The organism is Streptomyces sp. NPDC127117, from assembly GCF_042677325.1.
Lineage (GTDB): Bacteria > Actinomycetota > Actinomycetes > Streptomycetales > Streptomycetaceae > Streptomyces.
This window is the reverse complement of record NZ_JBHXTM010000046.1, coordinates 18,948-37,152: the sequence shown is the minus strand read 5'-3', so window position 1 is coordinate 37,152 and position 18,205 is coordinate 18,948. Positions and strand designations below refer to the sequence as shown.

The following is an 18,205-nucleotide window of genomic DNA, read 5'->3' as shown; positions in this document are numbered from 1 at the left end:
ATCGTGGAGAACCTGATCGCGCTGCTCGTCGCGGCGCCCCTGCTCGGAGCGGCGGTCCTGCTCTGCGGCGGCCGACGGCTGGACCGCGCCGGACACTGGATCGGCACCCTGCTCGCCGCAGCGTCGTTCGTCATCGGTGTCGTGCTCTTCCTCGACATGCTGGGGAAGGGCGCGGAGGACCGGGCGCTGCACCAGAAGCTGTTCAGCTGGATCCCGGTCGAGGGCTTCCAGGCCGATGTGGCCTTCCAGCTCGACCAGTTGTCGATGACGTTCGTGCTGCTGATCACCGGTGTGGGCACCCTGATCCACATCTACTCGATCGGCTACATGGCGCACGACGAGCGCCGGCGCCGCTTCTTCGGCTATCTGAACCTGTTCCTCGCGGCGATGCTGATCCTGGTCATCGCCGACAACTACCTGCTGCTGTACGTCGGGTGGGAGGGCGTCGGTCTGGCGTCGTACCTGCTCATCGGCTTCTGGCAGCACAAGCCCAGCGCGGCCACGGCCGCCAAGAAGGCATTCCTGGTCAACCGCGTCGGTGACATGGGCCTGTCGATCGCGATCATGCTGATGTTCACCACCTTCGGCACCTTCGCCTTCGGCCCGGTCCTCGAAGCCACGGGGGAGACGAGCGAGGGCAAGCTGACGGCGATCGGCCTGATGCTGCTGCTCGCGGCCTGCGGCAAGTCGGCCCAGGTACCGCTGCAGTCCTGGCTCGGTGACGCGATGGAGGGCCCGACCCCGGTCTCGGCCCTCATCCACGCCGCGACCATGGTGACCGCGGGCGTCTACCTCATCGTCAGGTCCGGCGCGATCTTCAACGCCGCGCCGGACGCGCAGCTGGTCGTCGTGGTCGTCGGAGCGGTCACGCTGCTCTTCGGTGCGATCGTCGGTTGCGCGAAGGACGACATCAAGAAGGCCCTCGCCGGCTCGACGATGTCGCAGATCGGCTACATGATCCTGGCCGCCGGGCTCGGCCCGATCGGCTATGTCTTCGCGATCATGCACCTGGTGACCCACGGCTTCTTCAAGGCCGGGCTCTTCCTCGGCGCCGGTTCGGTCATGCACGGCATGAACGACGAGGTCGACATGCGGAAGTTCGGCGGCCTGCGGAAGTACATGCCGGTCACCTTCATCACCTTCGGCCTCGGCTACCTGGCGATCATCGGCTTCCCCGGTCTGTCCGGCTTCTTCTCCAAGGACAAGATCATCGAGGCGGCCTTCGCCAAGGGCGGCACCGAGGGCTGGATCCTCGGCTCGGTGGCCCTGCTGGGCGCCGCGATCACCGCGTTCTACATGACGCGCGTGATGCTGATGACGTTCTTCGGCGAGAAGCGCTGGCAGCCCGACGCGGAGGGCCACGAGCCGCATCCGCACGAGTCCCCGAAGTCGATGACCATCCCCATGATCGTCCTCGCGTTCGGTTCGGTCTTCGCCGGATTCCTCTTCTCCTTCAACGACCGCTTCCTGAAGTGGCTGGAGCCGGTCACCGGCCACAGCCACGGACACTCCCCGGTCAGCGCCACGACCGTCACCGCCGCCACCATGGTGGTGCTCGTCATCGGCGTCGCCATCGCCTGGTCCATGTACGGACGCAAGCCCGTACCGGTCGTCGCCCCGCGGGGCTCGCTGCTCACCCGGGCCGCCCGCCGCGACCTCCTCCAGGACGACTTCAACCACGTGGTCCTGGTCCGCGGCGGCGAGCACCTCACCCGCTCCCTGGTGTACGTCGACCACACCCTGGTCGACGGCGTCGTCAACGGCACGGCGGCCTCGATGGGCGGGCTCTCCGGCCGGCTGCGCAAGCTGCAGAACGGCTACGCCCGCACCTACGCGGTCTCGATGTTCGGCGGTACGGCGGTTCTCATCGCCGCGACCCTGCTGATGAGGGCGGTCTGATCACCATGTCCTTTCCCCTCCTGACAGCGACGGCGGCGCTCCCGGCGATCGGCGCGGTCGCCACCGCCGCCGTCCCGGCCGCCCGGCGCACCACCGCCAAATGGCTGGCGCTGCTCTTCTCGCTGGCCACACTCGTACTGGCGGGCATCGCGCTCGCCCGCTTCGAGCCCGGCGGCGACCGCTACCAGCTCACCGAATCGCACGCCTGGATCAAGGACTTCGGCGTCCGGTACGAGCTGGGCGTGGACGGCATCGGGGTGGCGCTCATGGCGCTCACCGCCCTGCTGATCCCCTTCGTCATCCTGGCCGGCTGGCACGACGCCGACCCCCTGGAGACCAAGTCCTCGCGCTGGCGCCCGACCCAGGGCTTCTTCGCCCTGATCCTGATGGTCGAAGCGATGGTGATCCTCTCCTTCGAGGCCACCGACGTCTTCCTCTTCTACATCCTCTTCGAAGCCATGCTCATCCCGATGTACTTCCTCATCGGCGGCTTCGGGGACCGGGCACACTCCGGCAGCGACGAGAACGCGGCGGCGCAACGCTCCTACGCCGCAGTGAAGTTCCTGCTCTACAACCTGGTCGGCGGGCTCATCATGCTGGCCGCCGTGATCGGGCTCTACGTGGTCGCGGGGACGTTCTCGCTCTCCGAGATCGCCGAGGCCCGCGCCAACGGCTCGCTCTCCATGGCGACCAGCACCGAGCGCTGGCTGTTCCTCGGGTTCTTCTTCGCCTTCGCGGTGAAGGCCCCGCTGTGGCCGCTGCACACCTGGCTGCCCAACGCGATGGGCGAGGCGACCTCCCCGGTCGCCGTCCTGATCACCGCGGTCGTCGACAAGGTCGGCACCTTCGCGATGCTCCGCTTCTGCCTCCAGCTCTTCCCGGAGGCCAGCAAGTGGGCGACGCCGGTGATCATCGTCCTGGCGCTGATCAGCATCGTGTACGGGGCGCTGCTCGCCGTCGGCCAGCGCGACATCAAGCGCCTGATCGCCTACGCGTCGATCTCGCACTTCGGCTTCATCATCCTGGGCATCTTCGCGATGACCAGCCAGGGCCAGTCCGGCGCCACGCTCTACATGGTCAACCACGGGATCTCGACCGCCGCGCTGATGCTGGTGGCGGGCTTCCTGATCACCCGGCGCGGTTCTCGGCTCATCGCCGACTACGGCGGGGTGCAGAAGGTGGCGCCGATCCTGGCCGGCACCTTCCTGATCGGTGGTCTGGCCACCCTGTCGCTGCCCGGACTCGCCCCGTTCGTCAGTGAGTTCCTGGTCCTGGTCGGCGCGTTCAGCGCGTACCCGGCGGCGGGCATCGTCGCCACGACCGGCATCGTGCTCGCCGCGCTCTACGTCCTCGTCCTCTACCAGCGGACGATGACCGGCCCGGTGAAGGCCGAGGTCCAGGGCATGGCGGACCTCAAGGTCCGGGAGCTGGCGGTGGTCCTCCCGCTGATCGCGCTGCTGCTCTTCCTGGGTGTCTATCCGAAGCCGCTGACGGAGATCGTCAACCCGGCGGTGCAGCACACCATGTCGGACGTCCAGAAGAAGGACCCCCAGCCTGAGGTGGAGGCCGCCAAGTGAGCGCAACAGCTGTCCACAGCTTGTGGACAATGGCGGGCGGGGTGACATCGGCCGCCCCGGTCGAGAAGTTCAAGGCCCCGGTCATCGAGTACACGCAGCTGGCCCCGGTCCTCATTGTGATCGGTGTCGCCGTCGTGGGCGTACTCGTCGAGGCCTTCGTGCCGCGCCGGGCCCGTTATTACACGCAGGTCTTCCTCACGGTCGTCGCGCTGGCCGCCGCGTTCGCCGCGGTCGTCGGACTGGCGGCCGGCGGATACGGCACGACGAAGGCGCACATCGCCGCGATGGGCGCCATCGCGATCGACGGGCCGACGCTCTTCCTGCAGGGCACCATCCTGCTGACCTCGCTGGTCGCCGTCTTCACCTTCGCCGAGCGGCGGCTCGACCCCGCCGCGCACGGCAAGCACGTGGACTCCTTCGCCGCCCAGGCCGCCTCGGTCCCCGGCAGCGACAGCGAGAAGGCCGCGGTCAAGGCCGGATTCACCACCACCGAGGTCTTCCCGCTGGTCCTCTTCTCGGTGGCCGGGATGCTCGTCTTCCCCGCGGCCAACGATCTGCTGACGCTCTTCGTGGCCCTGGAGGTCTTCTCCCTCCCGCTCTACCTCCTGTGTGCCGTCGCCCGCCGCAAGCGGCTGATGTCGCAGGAGGCCGCGGTGAAGTATTTCCTGCTCGGCGCCTTCTCCTCGGCGTTCCTGCTCTTCGGGATCGCCCTGCTCTACGGGTACGCGGGCTCCGTCTCGTACGCGGCGATCGCGAACGTGGTCGACGGCTCCGTCACCCAGATCGACCCGGCGCTCGCCGACACCATGGGCAACGACGCGCTGCTTTTGATCGGCGGCGCGATGATCCTGACCGGGCTGCTCTTCAAGGTCGGTGCCGTCCCGTTCCACATGTGGACCCCGGACGTCTACCAGGGCGCCCCGACCCCGGTCACCGGCTTCATGGCCGCCGCCACCAAGGTCGCCGCGTTCGGCGCGCTGCTGCGCCTGCTGTACGTGGTGCTGCCGGGCCTCGCCTGGGACTGGCGCCCGGTCATGTGGGCCGTCGCGATCGTCACGATGCTGGGCGGCGCGATCGTCGCCATCACGCAGACCGACATCAAGCGGCTGCTGGCCTACTCCTCGATCGCCCACGCCGGATTCATCCTCGCCGGTGTGATCGCGACGACCCCGGACGGCATCTCGTCGGTCCTCTTCTACCTGGGCGCGTACTCCTTCGTGACGGTCGGCGCGTTCGCCGTCGTCACCCTGGTGCGCGACGCGGGCGGCGAGGCGACGCACCTGTCGAAGTGGGCCGGGCTCGGCCGGCGCTCGCCGCTGGTCGCCGCGGTCTTCGCGGTGTTCCTGCTGGCCTTCGCCGGTATCCCGCTCACCTCCGGGTTCTCCGGAAAGTTCGCCGTGTTCAAGGCGGCGGCGGACGGTGGCGCGGGCGGGCTGGTCGTGGTCGGTGTGATCTCCTCGGCGATCGCCGCGTTCTTCTACATCCGGGTCATCGTGCTGATGTTCTTCAGCGAGCCGAAGGCGGACGGCCCCACGGTCGCCGTCCCGTCGCCGCTGACGATGACGACGATCGCGGTGGGAGTCGCGGTCACGCTGGTGCTGGGCCTGGCCCCGCAGTATTTCCTGGACCTGGCGAGCCAGGCCGGAGTCTTCGTGAGGTAGCGCACTCCCGCACAACAGCGACCGCCGCCGGACGGGCTTGAGAAGTCAAGCCCGTCCGGCGTTGTCGTACGCGGCGCCTATCGTGGCAGGGGACGGCGGCAACACGGACGAAAAAGCGGGACGGACCCGGGGGACAGAGCGATGGGCACGACGGGCGGGACCATGGATGTGACCGAGAGCGACGCACGGCGGACGCTGCACAAGGTATTCGGGTACGACGCGTTCCGCGGCGAGCAGGAAGCGATCGTCGACCATGTGGTGGCCGGCGGCGACGCCGTCGTGCTCATGCCGACCGGTGGCGGCAAGTCCCTCTGCTACCAGATCCCCGCCCTGGTCAGAGCGGGTACGGGCATCGTCGTCTCGCCCCTGATCGCCCTGATGCAGGACCAGGTGGACGCGCTGCGGGCGCTCGGCGTGCGGGCCGGCTTCATCAACTCCACGCAGGATTTCGACGAGCGCCGATCGATGGAGGCCCAGTTCGTCGCCGGTGAGCTCGACCTGCTCTATCTGGCCCCGGAGCGGCTCCGCCTGGACTCCACGCTCGCGCTGCTCTCGCGCGGCGAGATCTCCGTCTTCGCGATCGACGAGGCGCACTGTGTCGCCCAGTGGGGTCACGACTTCCGCCCGGACTATCTGACCCTCTCCGTGCTCGGCGAGCGCTGGCCCGACGTGCCGCGCATCGCCCTGACGGCGACCGCGACCGATGCCACGCACCAGGAGATCACCCAGCGTCTGGGCATGCCCGACGCCAAGCACTTCGTCGCCAGTTTCGACCGGCCCAACATCCAGTACCGGATCGTGCCGAAGGCCGACCCGAAGAAGCAGCTGCTCTCCTTCCTCAAGGACGAGCACGCCGGGGACGCGGGCATCGTCTACTGCCTCTCGCGCAACTCGACCGAGAAGACCGCCGAGTACCTCTGCCGCAACGGCATCGAGGCCGTCCCGTACCACGCGGGGCTCGACGCGGGCACGCGCGCCGTCCACCAGTCCCGGTTCCTGCGCGAGGAGGGCCTGGTCGTCGTCGCCACCATCGCCTTCGGCATGGGCATCGACAAGCCGGACGTGCGCTTCGTCGCCCACCTCGACCTGCCGAAATCCGTCGAGGGCTACTACCAGGAGACCGGCCGCGCCGGCCGTGACGGGCTGCCGTCCACGGCCTGGATGGCGTACGGACTCCAGGACGTCGTCCAGCAGCGCAAGCTCATCCAGGGCGGCGAGGGCGACGAGGCGTTCCGCCGCCGCGCCGCCTCCCACCTCGACTCGATGCTCGCCCTGTGCGAGACGGTCCGCTGCCGCCGCGCCCAGCTCCTGACGTACTTCGGCCAGGAACCCACCGCGGCGGACTGCGGCAACTGCGACACCTGCCTCACCCCGCCCGAGAGCTGGGACGGCACGGTGGTCGCGCAGAAGCTGCTGTCGACCGTGGTGCGGCTGAAGCGGGAGCGCGGGCAGAAGTTCGGCGCCGGCCAGATCATCGACATCCTGCTCGGCCGCAAGACCGCCAAGGTCATCCAGTTCGACCACGACCAGCTCTCGGTCTTCGGCATCGGCGAGGATCTGGCCGAGGCCGAATGGCGGGGCGTCGTACGGCAGTTGCTCGCCCAGGGGCTGCTGGCGGTCGAGGGCGAGTACGGCACGCTGGTGCTCACGGAGGAGAGCGGCTCCGTGCTCGGCCGGCAGCGCGAGGTGCTGCTGCGCAAGGAGGCGCCGAAGCCCGCGTCGCGTTCCACGAAGGCCGAACGAAAGTCGAAGTCCCAGGCCGCCGTCGCCGAGCTGGCCCCCGAGGCCGTCCCGGTCTTCGAGGCGCTGCGGGCCTGGCGGGGCGCCCAGGCGAAGGAGCAGGGCGTCCCGGCGTACGTCATCTTCCACGACGCGACCCTGCGCGAGATCGCCACGGTGCGGCCGGACTCGGTGTCCGCGCTGGGCGGGATCAGCGGCCTGGGCGAGAAGAAGCTGGCGACGTACGGGGAAGGGGTGCTGGAGGTGCTGGCGTCACTGGGGGAGGCGGGGGCGGGTGCGGAGGCCCCGGCACAACCGGCCCCAGCACGCGGAGCCGCCCCCGCCCCGGCGGCTCCCGAAGCCGACCCGGAGTTCGGCTGGGACGAGGAGCCGCCCGAGTACGAGTGAGCGCGGGGCCGGGCGGCGCTGCGGACCGGTCTACTCCGGGTCCGGGTCCGGGTCCGCGGCCCGGCGGCGTGCGGTGATCGCGGTGAGGCCGAGATCGACGGGGAAGGGGACGGAGACCTTCATCCGGTCGTGGAAGATGCCGGTGGAGGTGTAGGCCCCGGTCGACGGCTCCAGCTCGAAGACGTAGACCACCACCCGGCCGTCGTGGTTCTCCACCCGCCAGTAGTGGGGGATCTTCGCCCGCGCGTACTTCACGGGCTTGGTCTCCCGGTCCCGGGTCAGGGATTCCGGGGAGACGACCTCGATGGCCAGCTGTACGGACTCGGCGGGGAAGCGGGTCTGGTTCGGGTCCTGGATGATCTCGCCGTCCACGACGATCACATCGGGTTCGGGCCGGTTGTAGCGGTCGATGTCGATGGTGAACTCGCGCACGACTTCGAATGCGTGCGGTGCCAGCGACTGCAGCTGCCATTCGAAGAAGCTGACCGCCCGCGAATGGAACAGGGTCTGCGGACTCACGAAAACAAGGCTCCCGTCGATCAGCTCCGTGTGCGGAGGCAGATTCGGGAGTGTGTCCAGGTCATCGGCGGTCCAGCCGCCCACGGGCGGAACCGCCCACCGCGGCTCGGGGGCCCCGGGTTCGACGCTCATCAGTGCTCCCATGACGCAGAGTCTCGTGGGACTTTCCAGCGTATCCGCCGGGAACGGGAGAGGGCTCCTTCGAACGTGTGAACGCCCGCGCGAAGCCGACCCGCCCCCTCAGTCGCCCCCGGAGCTCCCGCCGCCGCTGCTGTATCTCATCCTGCGGTTGCGGTTGGCCCGGTCCTGGCGGACGTTCCGGTGCACCGCTTCCGCGGTCCACTCCTCGGTCACCAGGTTGTACATCGACCAGCGCTGCCGCAGACCGCCCCGGGCCACCGCGCCCGACAGGCCGACCGCCGAGACCAGGGCGGCCAGGGTCCGGCTGCGCGGGTCAGGGAAGCCGGCGGCCTCGGCGGACGCGAAGCGGTCGCGGACGGTGAGCGGCAGGGCCGGGTCCGCCGCCGGGTGCCGGTGGTACGGCAGCAGGCCGAGGAAGCGGTGGGTCTCCCTGCGCAGGACCGAGCGGTGCACCAGGTGTTCCAGGCACAGTTCCTGGACGTACCGGCCGGTCTGCCGGACCCACCGCCGGGTGTCGGTGTCGCCCGCGGGCCAGCCCGTGCCCGGGGCCGACAGGCTCCCCAGGACCTGGGCGAGCAGCGGGTCCTGGGGAGCGAGCGGGTTCAGCACCCGTATCCGGCCACCCTGCCCGGTGACCCGGCCCTGGAACTCCAGTTCCTTCAGGACCGCGCCGGCCGTCCCGTACTCCAGGGAGCGACCGGAGCACTGCGGCTTGCCGCGCAGCGGGTCCAGCGCGAGCAGCAGCAGTTCCTCGGGGAGCGTGAGTTCCAGGGCGGGCTGGGTCATGACGCGGGCACGATCCGCCCCGTGACCTCGCCGAGGCCGACCCGGGTGCCGTCCGGCCCCGGCGCCCAGGCGGTCATCGTCACCGTGTCGCCGTCCTCCAGGAAGGCGCGCTTGCCGTCCGGGAGGTCCAGCGGGTCGCGGCCGTTCCAGGTCAGCTCCAGGAGGGAGCCGCGCTGTCCGGGCTCGGCACCGCTGACCGTGCCGGAGCCGTACAGATCGCCGGTGCGCAGCGAAGCGCCGTTCACCGTCATCTGCGCCAGCATCTGGGCCGCAGTCCAGTACATGGTGGCGAACGGCGGCTCGGCGACCACCTGTCCGTTGATCGCGACGGAGATCCGCAGGTCGAGGCCGCCGGCCTCGTCCTCGTCGGCGTCCTCCAGATAGGGGAGCAGCGGGAAGTCGCGGGCCGGGGGCGCGACGCGGGCCGACTCCAGGGCCTCCAGCGGTGTCACCCAGGCCGATACGGAGGTGGCGAAGGACTTGCCGAGGAACGGGCCGAGCGGGACGTACTCCCAGGCCTGGATGTCCCGCGCCGACCAGTCGTTGAGCAGGCAGAGCCCGAAGACATGGTCGCGGAAGTCGGCGAGCGGGACCGGGCGGCCCTGCTCGGAGCCCACGCCGACGACGAAGCCGACCTCGGCCTCGATGTCCAGCTTCACGGAGGGGCCGAAGACGGGGGCCGCGTCGGCCGGTGCCTTGCGCTGGCCGGAGGGGCGCACCACGTCGGTTCCGGAGACCACGACGGTGCCGGACCGGCCGTGGTAACCGATCGGTAGGTGCTTCCAGTTGGGCGTCAGCGCCTCGGCGTTCGGCCGGAAGATCTGCCCGACGTTGGTGGCGTGGTTCTCGCTCGCGTAGAAGTCGACGTAGTCCGCGACCGCGTACGGCAGATGGAGCGTCACGGTGTCGACCGGATGCAGCAGGGGTTCGATGTCCGCGCGGTGGGCCGGGACCGTCACCCACGCGGTCAGCGCCCGCCGGACGTCCCGCCAGGCGGTGCGGCCGGCCGACAGCAGCGCGGTCAGGTCCGGCTGCGCGAGGAGCTGCGCGTAGGGCGAGCCGAGCGCGTACGCCGCGGCTCCGGCGTCCAGTACGTGGTTGCCGATGCGGACGCCGACCCGGCGGTCCTCGGGGTGATCGGGGGTGGAGAACACTCCGTAGGGAAGGTTGTGCGGACCGAAGGGGTCACCCTCGGCCAGATCGAGCGGGCTGCTCTGCTCGGGCATGTGTTGCTGCCTCGCTTTCCAGGTCGCTTGGGGACACGTTACGTCGGCGCCGCCTGCTCGCGGGAGAGCCCCAACTGCCCGTGATGCCCGGAAAGTTCCGCCGTGCCCCGGTGTCCGGGGCACGGCGGTGGGCGGAAGCGCGGTGTTGTCAGCCCGCCGTGCGCGGGATCCGCTTCTCCCAGGTGCGGTGGAAGACGACCTCGCCGCCCTCCTTGCAGACCACCTCGTTGGAGGTGATGAAGTCGGTGTCGTCCGCACCGATCTCGGAGCGGGTCTCCACCCGTACGTCCCACGCCATCTCCGGCCGGTGCAGCCGGATCGCCCAGTCGGAGCGGGTACGTGCGGAGAGCGGATCGTTCTCCTGGATCGTGTACGTCTCCAGGGCGTCCTCGGTGAACTCAAGGCCGTCCGGGTAGACGCGGGTGCCGCCGTAGCGCGGGTCGACCTCCAGCCGCCATTCACCCTTGGCGACATCGCGGACCACCAGCCGCTCCGGGCGCTGTTCGTCGAGCGTCACCGGGTACACGACGCCGAGCGGCTCCGACTGCTCCGGCTCCTCGAACCGGATCGCCGGGTCCTCGACGGGCCGGCGCACCGGCAGTTCGACGAGGCTGCCGTCGGCGTCCAGGGTGAAGCCCACCGAACCGGCCTGCGGCCAGATCCACGGCCAGTACGAGGAGGAGATCGCGAGCCTGATCCGGTGGCCGGGCGGGAAGGTGTGCCCGATCCCGTTCAGCTCGAAGGTCACGTCCTCGGTGGTGCCCACCGGCCAGTCCTCCGCGCGGTCGCGGCCACCCCGGGCGGACAGGTTGAGCGCGCCCCGGGTCACCAGGGTGGAGGAGCCGTCCGGCGCGACGTCGCAGAGCCGGGCGATCGCCTGGCCGCGCGGCACGTCCATCCGGATCCGCAGCTTCACCCGGGGCCGGCCCAGGATCTCGATCGGGGCGTCCTCGACCGGGAACTCGAAGCAGACCGACTTGGCGTCCTCGTCGCGCTGGTCGGGCGGCAGGTCGGCGTCGTTGCCGAACGGGAAGAACCGCCCGGCGTCCAGCCCGGTCTGCTGCGGCGAGTCGACGATCTGCGGGCCGCCGCCGAGGGCGTACGCGACCGGCGCGACGTTCGGGGAAGGCCAGCTGTTCTCGCCGACCCAGCGGCCCGGCAGCGTCTCGTACACCGTCGCGGGACGGTGCGACTGGCTGATCCAGGCCCGCAGCAGCGGCTCGGCCATGACCCCGGTGTCCTTGTCCTTCAGGTGCTGGTCCCACCAGCGCAGCGTCTCCTGGAGGAAGCCGATCGACGGACCCGGCGGCAGACCGCGGTCCGGGTACTGGTGCGACCAGGGCCCGATCAGCCCGCGCACCCTGCCGGGGTCGAGGTGCTCGACCAGCCGCAGGACGGTGTCGCGGTACGGGTCGTGCCAGCCCCCCACCGCGAGGACGCCGGCCCTGATCGCGGAGTAGTCCTCACAGACGCTGCCGTGCTTCCAGTAGTCGTCGCGGGTCTGATGCGCCAGCCAGGTGTGGATGAAGGGGTCCACGGTCTCCAGCCGCTCCAGCCACATGTCCTTCCAGCCGTCGCCGACCTGCGCCGGGTCCGGCGGCCGGGAGACGAAGGCGAGCATGGTGGCCGCCCAGGCGTGCATGTCGACGCCGAGCACCGAGCCGCCCATGTAGTGGACGTCGTTGTCGTAGCGGTCGTCGGTCGAGCAGACGGTGACGATCGCCTTCAGCGGCTCCGGGGCCAGCGCGGCGATCTGGAGCGAGTTGAAACCGCCCCACGAGATGCCGAACATGCCGACCCGGCCGGAGCACCAGGGCTGCTGGGCCAGCCAGTGGATGACGGCGACGCCGTCGGCCAGCTCCGTCGCGTCGTACTCGTCACCCGGAAGGCCCTCGCTGTTGCCGTGTCCGCGCACGTCCACCCGGACGGAGGCATAGCCGTGGCCCGCGTACCAGGGGTGGCGCTGCCAGTCCCGCGGCGCCGTCCAGTCGCTCAGCCGGTAGGGCAGGTATTCGAGCAGCGCGGGCACCGGCTCGTCGGTGACGGGCCGCCAGATCCGGGCGTACAGCCGGGTGCCGTCCGGCAGCGGGATACGGACGTCCTCATGGGTGGTGTCGTACGGGAATGCGGTGCGGATGTGCATGGGGTACCTCAGTGGACGGGGTGCATGGTGCGTTTGAGCCAGGGTGCGGCGGCGATGACGGCCACACCGGCCACCACCGCGATCGCGCCATTGACACCGAAGTAGGCGGGGTTGGAGACCTCGCCGTACAGCTTCACGACCTGGGCCTGGATGCCGTTGGCGAGGGCCAGCGAGAGGAACCAGAGCGCCATCGTCTGGCTGGCGAACGCCTTCGGGGCGAGCTTGGTGGTCGCGGACATGCCGGAGGTCTCCAGCAGGATGTCGCCGAGACCGAGCAGCAGGTACGAGCCGACGATCCACCAGGCGGCCATCTTGTAGGTGTCGCCGGAGTGCCCGGAGGTCGGCAGCACCATCAGCAGGAAGGACAGCCCGCCGAGGATGACCCCGATCGCGATCTTGTTGGAGGCGTGCGGCTGGCGCGGCCCCATCCGGGCCCAGACGGCGGCGACCACCGGGGCGAGCGCGACCTCGAAGGCGCCGAGCGCGGAGGCGTACCAGCTCGCCGGGAAATGGAAGCCGAAGATCTCGGTACGGGCGTTGGTCGACGCGAGCAGCATCATCGTCGAGTACGCCTGGAAGAGGATGAAGTTGAAGACGACGGAGGCCAGGAACAGCACCACGTAAGGGCGCAGCCTGCCGCGTTCCTCCGCGGTGACCCGGGGGCTGCGGAACATCACCACGAAGTAGACGACCGGAGCGATCACCGAGATGAGGGTGAGCAGGTCGACGAAGCGGTCCATGGTCAGCCAGCCCGCCAGGGCCAGCGCGGTGGCGACGGCGGCGACCACGACGGCGCCGACGGCGATCAGCCGAATGGCGCGGCGCATGGGTGCCGGTGACAGGGCGAATTCGGCGCTGTGCTTTCGCCCGGCCAGGTGACGCCGGCCCAGTACGTACTGGATCAGACCGAGCGTCATGCCGAAGGCGGCGGCCGAGAAGCCCCAGTGCCAGCTCGCGTGGTCCCCGAGCCAGCCGGTGACCAGCGGGCCGAGGAACGCCCCGATGTTGATGCCCATGTAGTAGAGGGCGAAGCCGGCGTCGCGGCGCTCGTCGTCGGTGCGGTAGAGCTTGCCGACCATGGTGGCCACATTGGGCTTGAGCAGACCGGTTCCGGCGCTGATCAGACCCAGGCCGACCCACGTCATGGTGTCGGTGGGCACCGCCATGGCGTAATGCCCGCAGGCGATGAGGATTCCGCCGTACAGGACGGCGCGGTAGGAGCCGAGAATCCGGTCGGCCAGCCAGCCGCCCGCGACGGAGACCAGGTAGACCAGGGTGCCGTAGGCGGCCGAGACGGAGGCCGCGGTGCCCGGCTCCATGCCCATGCCGCCGTGGGCGACGGTGTCGGCGAAGTAGAGGACCAGGATCGCCTGCATGCCGAGGAACGAGAACCGTTCCCAGACCTCCAGGCCGGACAGGGTCATCAGCCCTCGTGGCTGGCCGAAAAAGGCATGGTCGTCTTCGGGCGGCGGCTGACTGGGTTCGGTGTCGGTGGCCGTGTGGGACAAAGGGATAACTCCTGATCGTATGAGCTGATCCCGAACATACCGGCGGTGGCGGGAAGGCGCCCACGGTGATCCAAAGGGGACCGGATACGCTGACTTGAGTGATGACAGCGACACATCGACATTCCGTGTGATCGTCAGCAGACAGGAGATCCCCTCGTGACCGTCGTCGAGCCATTCGGGCTGAGCGCGCGGGACCAGGCATTTGAGGCCGATGTCCAGGCCGGGTTGGCTGCTGTCGAGTCCGGGCTGCTCGATGCGACCAAGAGCAGCGTGCCCTTCATCACGGAGGCCGCGCAGCATCTCGTACGCGCCGGGGGCAAGCGATTCCGGCCGCTGTTGGCGATGCTGGCCGCCCAGTTCGGCGACCGGGACGCGCCGGGCGTCGTGCCCGCGGCCGTGGTCGTCGAGCTGACGCATCTCGCGACGCTCTACCACGACGACGTGATGGACGAGGCGGACGTGCGCCGCGGCGTGCCCAGCGCCAACGCGCGCTGGGGCAACTCGGTGGCCGTGCTGACCGGTGACTTCGTCTTCTCCCGTGCCTCGCGCATACTGGCCGACCTCGGCCCGGAGGCCGTACGCATCCAGGCGGAGGCGTTCGAGCGCCTGGTCACCGGCCAGATCCTGGAGACCGCAGGACCGGGCGAGGGCGTCGACCCGGTCGAGCACTACCTGGAGGTGCTGCGCGGCAAGACCGGCTCGCTGGTCGCGGTGGCCTGCCGCTTCGGCGCGATGATGGCCGGCGCGGACGAGTCCGCGGTCGACATCCTCACCCAGTACGGGGAGCGGCTCGGCGTCGCCTTCCAGCTCGCCGACGACGTGCTCGACATCGCGTCCGACTCCCACGAGTCCGGCAAGACTCCCGGCACCGACCTGCGCGAGGGCATCCCGACGCTCCCCGTGCTCCACCTGCGGGCGCAGGCGGCGGCGGACGGGAAGCCGGACGACCTGGAGCTCGTCGAGCTGCTCGACGGCGACCTCAGCGACGACGCCCGGCACGCCGAGGCGCTGCGCAGGCTGCGCGCCCACCCGGCGCTGGAGCAGGCCAGGCGGGACACCGTCCGGTACGCGGAGGAGGCGCGCGCGACGCTCACTCCGCTGCCCGAGGGCTACGCCAAGTCCGCGCTGCGCGAACTGTGCGACGCGGTGGTGCACCGCGCGGGCTGAGCCCCGTAGTGGCGCACCCCTGACGAACGGGGTAGGGCCGGTCCCGCGGTGTCATACCGAAGAGGTACGCGGAGTTGATCCCGGGGGCTGACGCTTCCGCGTCACCGGTTTGGTCAGATTGAGAACAACCACTCCTGACCAAACCGGGTGAGAATGGCGGCACGGAGTGGACGAGTGCAACCGGACGGAAGCCGCCGACCACGGAGGTAGGGCACAGATGGCACCGAACGACAGCGCAGAGACCAACGGCGGGACCAGGGGCACCGCCGCCGGCCGCCGCAAGGCGGCGCGCTACATCGTCCCGGTCGCGGTGGCGGGCGTCGCCGCGGCGACGATCGGGCTCGTCCCGGCGCTCGCGAGCAGCGGCGACCCCGATCTGCCGAAGATCAGCGCACAGGAACTCATCGAGAAGATCGCCGCTTCGGACACCGAGCAGCTCTCCGGCACGGTGAAGATCAGCACGGACCTCGGCATCCCCTCGCTCGGCGGACTGGCCGAGTCCTTCGCCCCGGGCGGCGCGGGCGGCAAGGGCAGCTCCAGCGCCGACCCGCAGGAGCGGATGACGGAGCTGGCGTCCGGTACGCACACCCTCCGGGTGGCCGCCGACGGCCCCGACAAGCAGCGCGTCTCGATCCTGGACGACACGTCCGAGTACAGCCTGATCCACAACGGCGACCAGGTCTGGGCGTACGACAGCAAGTCCGACCAGGCGTACCACGCCACCGAGGACCGGGCCGGGCAGGACGCCGGCCGGGACGCCGGGAAGAAGTCCGGGCACCCGGTTCCCGAGGGCGTGCCCACCACCCCGAAGGCACTCGCCGAGCAGGTGCTGAAGGCCGCCGGCCCCACCACGTCGGTGACGGTCGACGGCACCGCGCAGGTCGCCGGACGCGACGCGTACAAGCTGGTCGTCAAGCCGAAGCAGAGCGGCTCCACGATCGGTTCGGTGACGGTCGCGGTCGACGCGGAGAACGGCGTGCCGCTGAAGTTCACGATGCTCCCGAGCGGCGGCGGCAAGGCCATCGTCGACGCCGGGTTCACCAAGGTCGACTTCGCCAGGCCGGACGCCTCCTCGTTCACGTTCACCCCGCCCAAGGGCACCGAGGTGACCGAGGCCGACGACGCGAAGGCGCAGCACGGGGCCGGCAAGGGCCTCGGCGACCTGATCCCGGGCGCCGACGCCGCACAGCTGGGCGCCGGCGGGAAGGGCGCCGAGAACATGAAGACCATCGGCGAGGGCTGGAGCACGATCACCGAGATCGCCACTCCGGGTGGCACCGGAATCCCGTCGAAGGCGTCGGAGGACGCCCCGGCCGAGGCCCAGCAGTTCCTGGACGCGCTGGGCGACAAGGTCACCGGGAAGTTCGGCTCGGGCAGGGTCTTCAAGACCCGCGTGGTCAATGCTCTGATGACGGACGACGGCAAGGTGTACGTCGGCGCGGTCACGAAGGACGCGCTGGTCAAGGCGGCGAACAGCGCCTCCTGACACCGGGGCGCACCGCGCCCTCCCGCACCGCCGAGCCGCCCCGCCGTACGCTCCGTACGGCGGGGCGGTCCGCCAACGGGCCCTGCCCGACCCATGGGGAGTACGCATGACAGAGTCCGGGACCGTGACCGAACCGCGGACGGTCACCGAGCCCGGGGCCGTGATCGAGACACGGGGCCTGACCAAGCGGTACCGCGGCGGTCAGCTCGCCGTCGACGGCCTCGACCTCAGCGTCCCCGGCGGCAGCATCTTCGGCTTCCTCGGCCCCAACGGATCGGGCAAGACCACCACCATCCGGATGCTGATGGGCCTGATCGACCCGACGTCCGGCACCGCCCGGCTGCTGGGCCACCCCGTGCCGGGCGCCGCCCGCACCGTGCTCCCGCAGGTCGGCGCGCTGATCGAGGGGCCCGCGCTGTACGGGTTCCTGAGCGGCCGGGACAATCTGCTGCGGTACGACTCCGCCGACCCGACCGCCGATCCGCGCACCCGCCGGGCCCGGGTGGGGCAGGCGCTGGAGCGGGTCGGGCTGGCCGCGGCGGCCGGGAAGAAGGCCAGGGCGTACTCGCTGGGCATGAAGCAGCGCCTCGGTCTCGCCGCCGCCCTGCTCCAGCCGCGCCGGCTGCTCGTGCTCGACGAGCCGACCAACGGCCTGGACCCGCAGGGCATGCGGGAGATCCGCACCCTGGTCAGGGAACTGGCGGCGGACGGCACCACCGTCTTCCTCTCCTCGCACCTCCTCGACGAGATCGAGCAGGTCTGCACGCACGCCGCGGTGATGGCCGGGGGACGGCTGATCACCCAGGGCCCGGTCGCGGAACTGGCGGCGGGCGCCCGCGGCCGGCTGGCCGTCACCACCCCCGACCCGGGCGACGCGGCCCGGGTCCTCAAGGAACTGGGCGTCACCGGGATCACGGTCGACGGCGACCTGGTGAGCGCCGAGGCCCCGCCGGGCGACGTCGAACTCGCCGACCTCAGCGCGGCGCTGGTGCACTCCGGCGTACGCCTGAGGTCCTTCGGCGTCGAACGCGCCTCGCTGGAGGACGCCTTCGTCGCACTCACCGGAGAGGGTTTCGATGTCGCAGGCTGAAATCGCGCCCCCGGCGGCGCCCCGTGCCCGCAACCCGCTGTGGACCTTCGGGATCCTCCGCTCCGAACTGACCACCACGCTGCGCCGCTGGCGCACCCTCGCGCTGCTCGGCGTGCTGGCCGCCGTGCCCGTACTGATCGGCATCGCGGTGCGGATCGAGACGGGCGACGGCTCCTCGCCCGGACCGGGCGGCGGCGGGGGAGGCCCGGCGTTCCTCTCCCAGGTCACCAACAACGGACTCTTCCTGGTCTTCGCCGCCCTCGCGGTGACGCTCCCGGTCTTCCTGCCGATGGCCGTCGGGGTCGTCGCGGGCGATTCCGTCGCGGGCGAGGCGAACGCGGGCACCCTGCGCTATCTGCTGGTCGCCCCGGCCGGACGGACCAGGCTGCTGCTGACGAAGTACGCCTCGGTGCTGGTGTTCTGCCTGGTCGCGACCCTGGTCGTGGCGCTGTCCGCGCTCGTCGTGGGCTCGCTGCTCTTCCCCGTCGGGGAGGTCACCACCATCTCGGGAACCCGGATCGGCTTCGGCGAGGGGCTGCTGCGGGCCGGACTGATCGCGGTGGTGGTCGCGGCGTCGCTGACCGGGTTCGCGGCGATCGGCCTGTTCGTCTCGACCCTCACCAGCAGCGGCATCGCGGCCATGGCCGCCACCGTCGGGCTGCTGATCACCGTGCAGATCGTGGACACGATCCCGCAGCTGAGCGGGGCGCATCCGTATCTCTTCCCGCACTACTGGATGTCGTACGCGGACCTGCTGCGCGCCCCCGTCTACTGGGACGAAGTGGTGAAGAACCTGGGCCTTCAGGGCCTGTACGCGGCGGTGTTCGGCTCGGCGGCCTGGGCCCGGTTCACCACGAAGGACATCACCGTCTGAC

The 18,205-nt window shown here is 70.5% G+C and carries 13 protein-coding genes; 8 read left to right on the top strand and 5 right to left on the bottom strand.

Going from position 1 to position 18,205, the window contains the following annotated elements; all coding sequences use genetic code 11:
• Positions 1 to 3 precede the first annotated feature (3 nt).
• From nuoL to recQ, 4 genes are all read left to right on the top strand, one after another.
• Positions 4 to 1,899: an NADH-quinone oxidoreductase subunit L gene (gene nuoL / locus ACFVH0_RS30990; protein WP_385825584.1), complete on the top strand. Its 1,896-nt coding sequence runs from the start codon at positions 4 to 6 to the stop codon at positions 1,897 to 1,899.
• 5 nt (positions 1,900 to 1,904) lie between these two features.
• Positions 1,905 to 3,476 (top strand): NADH-quinone oxidoreductase subunit M, encoded by a 1,572-nt coding sequence (locus ACFVH0_RS30985; protein ID WP_385825582.1) that lies wholly within the window; start codon positions 1,905 to 1,907, stop codon positions 3,474 to 3,476.
• Positions 3,473 to 5,137: an NADH-quinone oxidoreductase subunit NuoN gene (nuoN, locus tag ACFVH0_RS30980; RefSeq protein WP_376629759.1), complete on the top strand. Its 1,665-nt coding sequence runs from the start codon at positions 3,473 to 3,475 to the stop codon at positions 5,135 to 5,137. Before ACFVH0_RS30985 ends, nuoN begins: the two co-directional genes overlap by 4 nt.
• 162 nt (positions 5,138 to 5,299) lie before the next feature.
• The gene (recQ, locus tag ACFVH0_RS30975) at positions 5,300 to 7,264 is read left to right on the top strand and encodes a DNA helicase RecQ (RefSeq protein ID WP_385825633.1); all 1,965 of its coding nucleotides are present in this window, start codon (positions 5,300 to 5,302) and stop codon (positions 7,262 to 7,264) included.
• 30 nt (positions 7,265 to 7,294) lie between these two features.
• Here the strand turns inward: recQ and ACFVH0_RS30970 are convergent, their stop codons facing one another.
• The 5 genes from ACFVH0_RS30970 to ACFVH0_RS30950 all read right to left on the bottom strand — a co-directional run bounded on the left by ACFVH0_RS30970 (position 7,295) and on the right by ACFVH0_RS30950 (position 13,587).
• Positions 7,295 to 7,915 (bottom strand): Uma2 family endonuclease, encoded by a 621-nt coding sequence (locus ACFVH0_RS30970; RefSeq protein ID WP_385825580.1) that lies wholly within the window; start codon positions 7,913 to 7,915, stop codon positions 7,295 to 7,297.
• 108 nt (positions 7,916 to 8,023) lie between these two features.
• Positions 8,024 to 8,710 (bottom strand): GPP34 family phosphoprotein, encoded by a 687-nt coding sequence (locus ACFVH0_RS30965; RefSeq protein ID WP_259928608.1) that lies wholly within the window; start codon positions 8,708 to 8,710, stop codon positions 8,024 to 8,026.
• Positions 8,707 to 9,936 carry a fumarylacetoacetase gene (gene fahA, locus ACFVH0_RS30960; protein WP_385825578.1) on the bottom strand — a complete coding sequence of 410 codons (1,230 nt, stop codon included), beginning with the start codon at positions 9,934 to 9,936 and terminating at the stop codon, positions 8,707 to 8,709. The genes ACFVH0_RS30965 and fahA overlap by 4 nt, the downstream gene beginning before the upstream one ends.
• A 148-nt stretch (positions 9,937 to 10,084) precedes the next feature.
• Entirely contained in the window at positions 10,085 to 12,079 is a 1,995-nt protein-coding gene (locus ACFVH0_RS30955; protein WP_385825576.1) for a CocE/NonD family hydrolase, read from the bottom strand.
• A gap of 8 nt (positions 12,080 to 12,087) precedes the next feature.
• Positions 12,088 to 13,587 carry a peptide MFS transporter gene (locus ACFVH0_RS30950; RefSeq protein WP_385825574.1) on the bottom strand — a complete coding sequence of 500 codons (1,500 nt, stop codon included), beginning with the start codon at positions 13,585 to 13,587 and terminating at the stop codon, positions 12,088 to 12,090.
• A 156-nt stretch (positions 13,588 to 13,743) separates the two neighbouring features.
• Between ACFVH0_RS30950 and ACFVH0_RS30945 the strand changes: the two genes are divergently transcribed.
• The 4 genes from ACFVH0_RS30945 (at position 13,744) to ACFVH0_RS30930 (ending at position 18,204) form a co-directional block, all read left to right on the top strand.
• Positions 13,744 to 14,754, top strand: coding sequence for a polyprenyl synthetase family protein (locus ACFVH0_RS30945; protein ID WP_385825572.1), 1,011 nt, complete (start codon positions 13,744 to 13,746; stop codon positions 14,752 to 14,754).
• A 217-nt stretch (positions 14,755 to 14,971) separates the two neighbouring features.
• Complete coding sequence (locus ACFVH0_RS30940; RefSeq protein WP_385825570.1) at positions 14,972 to 16,240, top strand: outer membrane lipoprotein carrier protein LolA; 1,269 nt, start codon at positions 14,972 to 14,974, stop codon at positions 16,238 to 16,240.
• Positions 16,241 to 16,346: 106 nt separating this feature from the next.
• Positions 16,347 to 17,330 (top strand): ATP-binding cassette domain-containing protein, encoded by a 984-nt coding sequence (locus tag ACFVH0_RS30935; protein WP_385825568.1) that lies wholly within the window; start codon positions 16,347 to 16,349, stop codon positions 17,328 to 17,330.
• Complete coding sequence (locus tag ACFVH0_RS30930; RefSeq protein ID WP_385825566.1) at positions 17,317 to 18,204, top strand: ABC transporter permease; 888 nt, start codon at positions 17,317 to 17,319, stop codon at positions 18,202 to 18,204. The genes ACFVH0_RS30935 and ACFVH0_RS30930 overlap by 14 nt, the downstream gene beginning before the upstream one ends.
• Position 18,205: the final 1 nt, after the last annotated feature.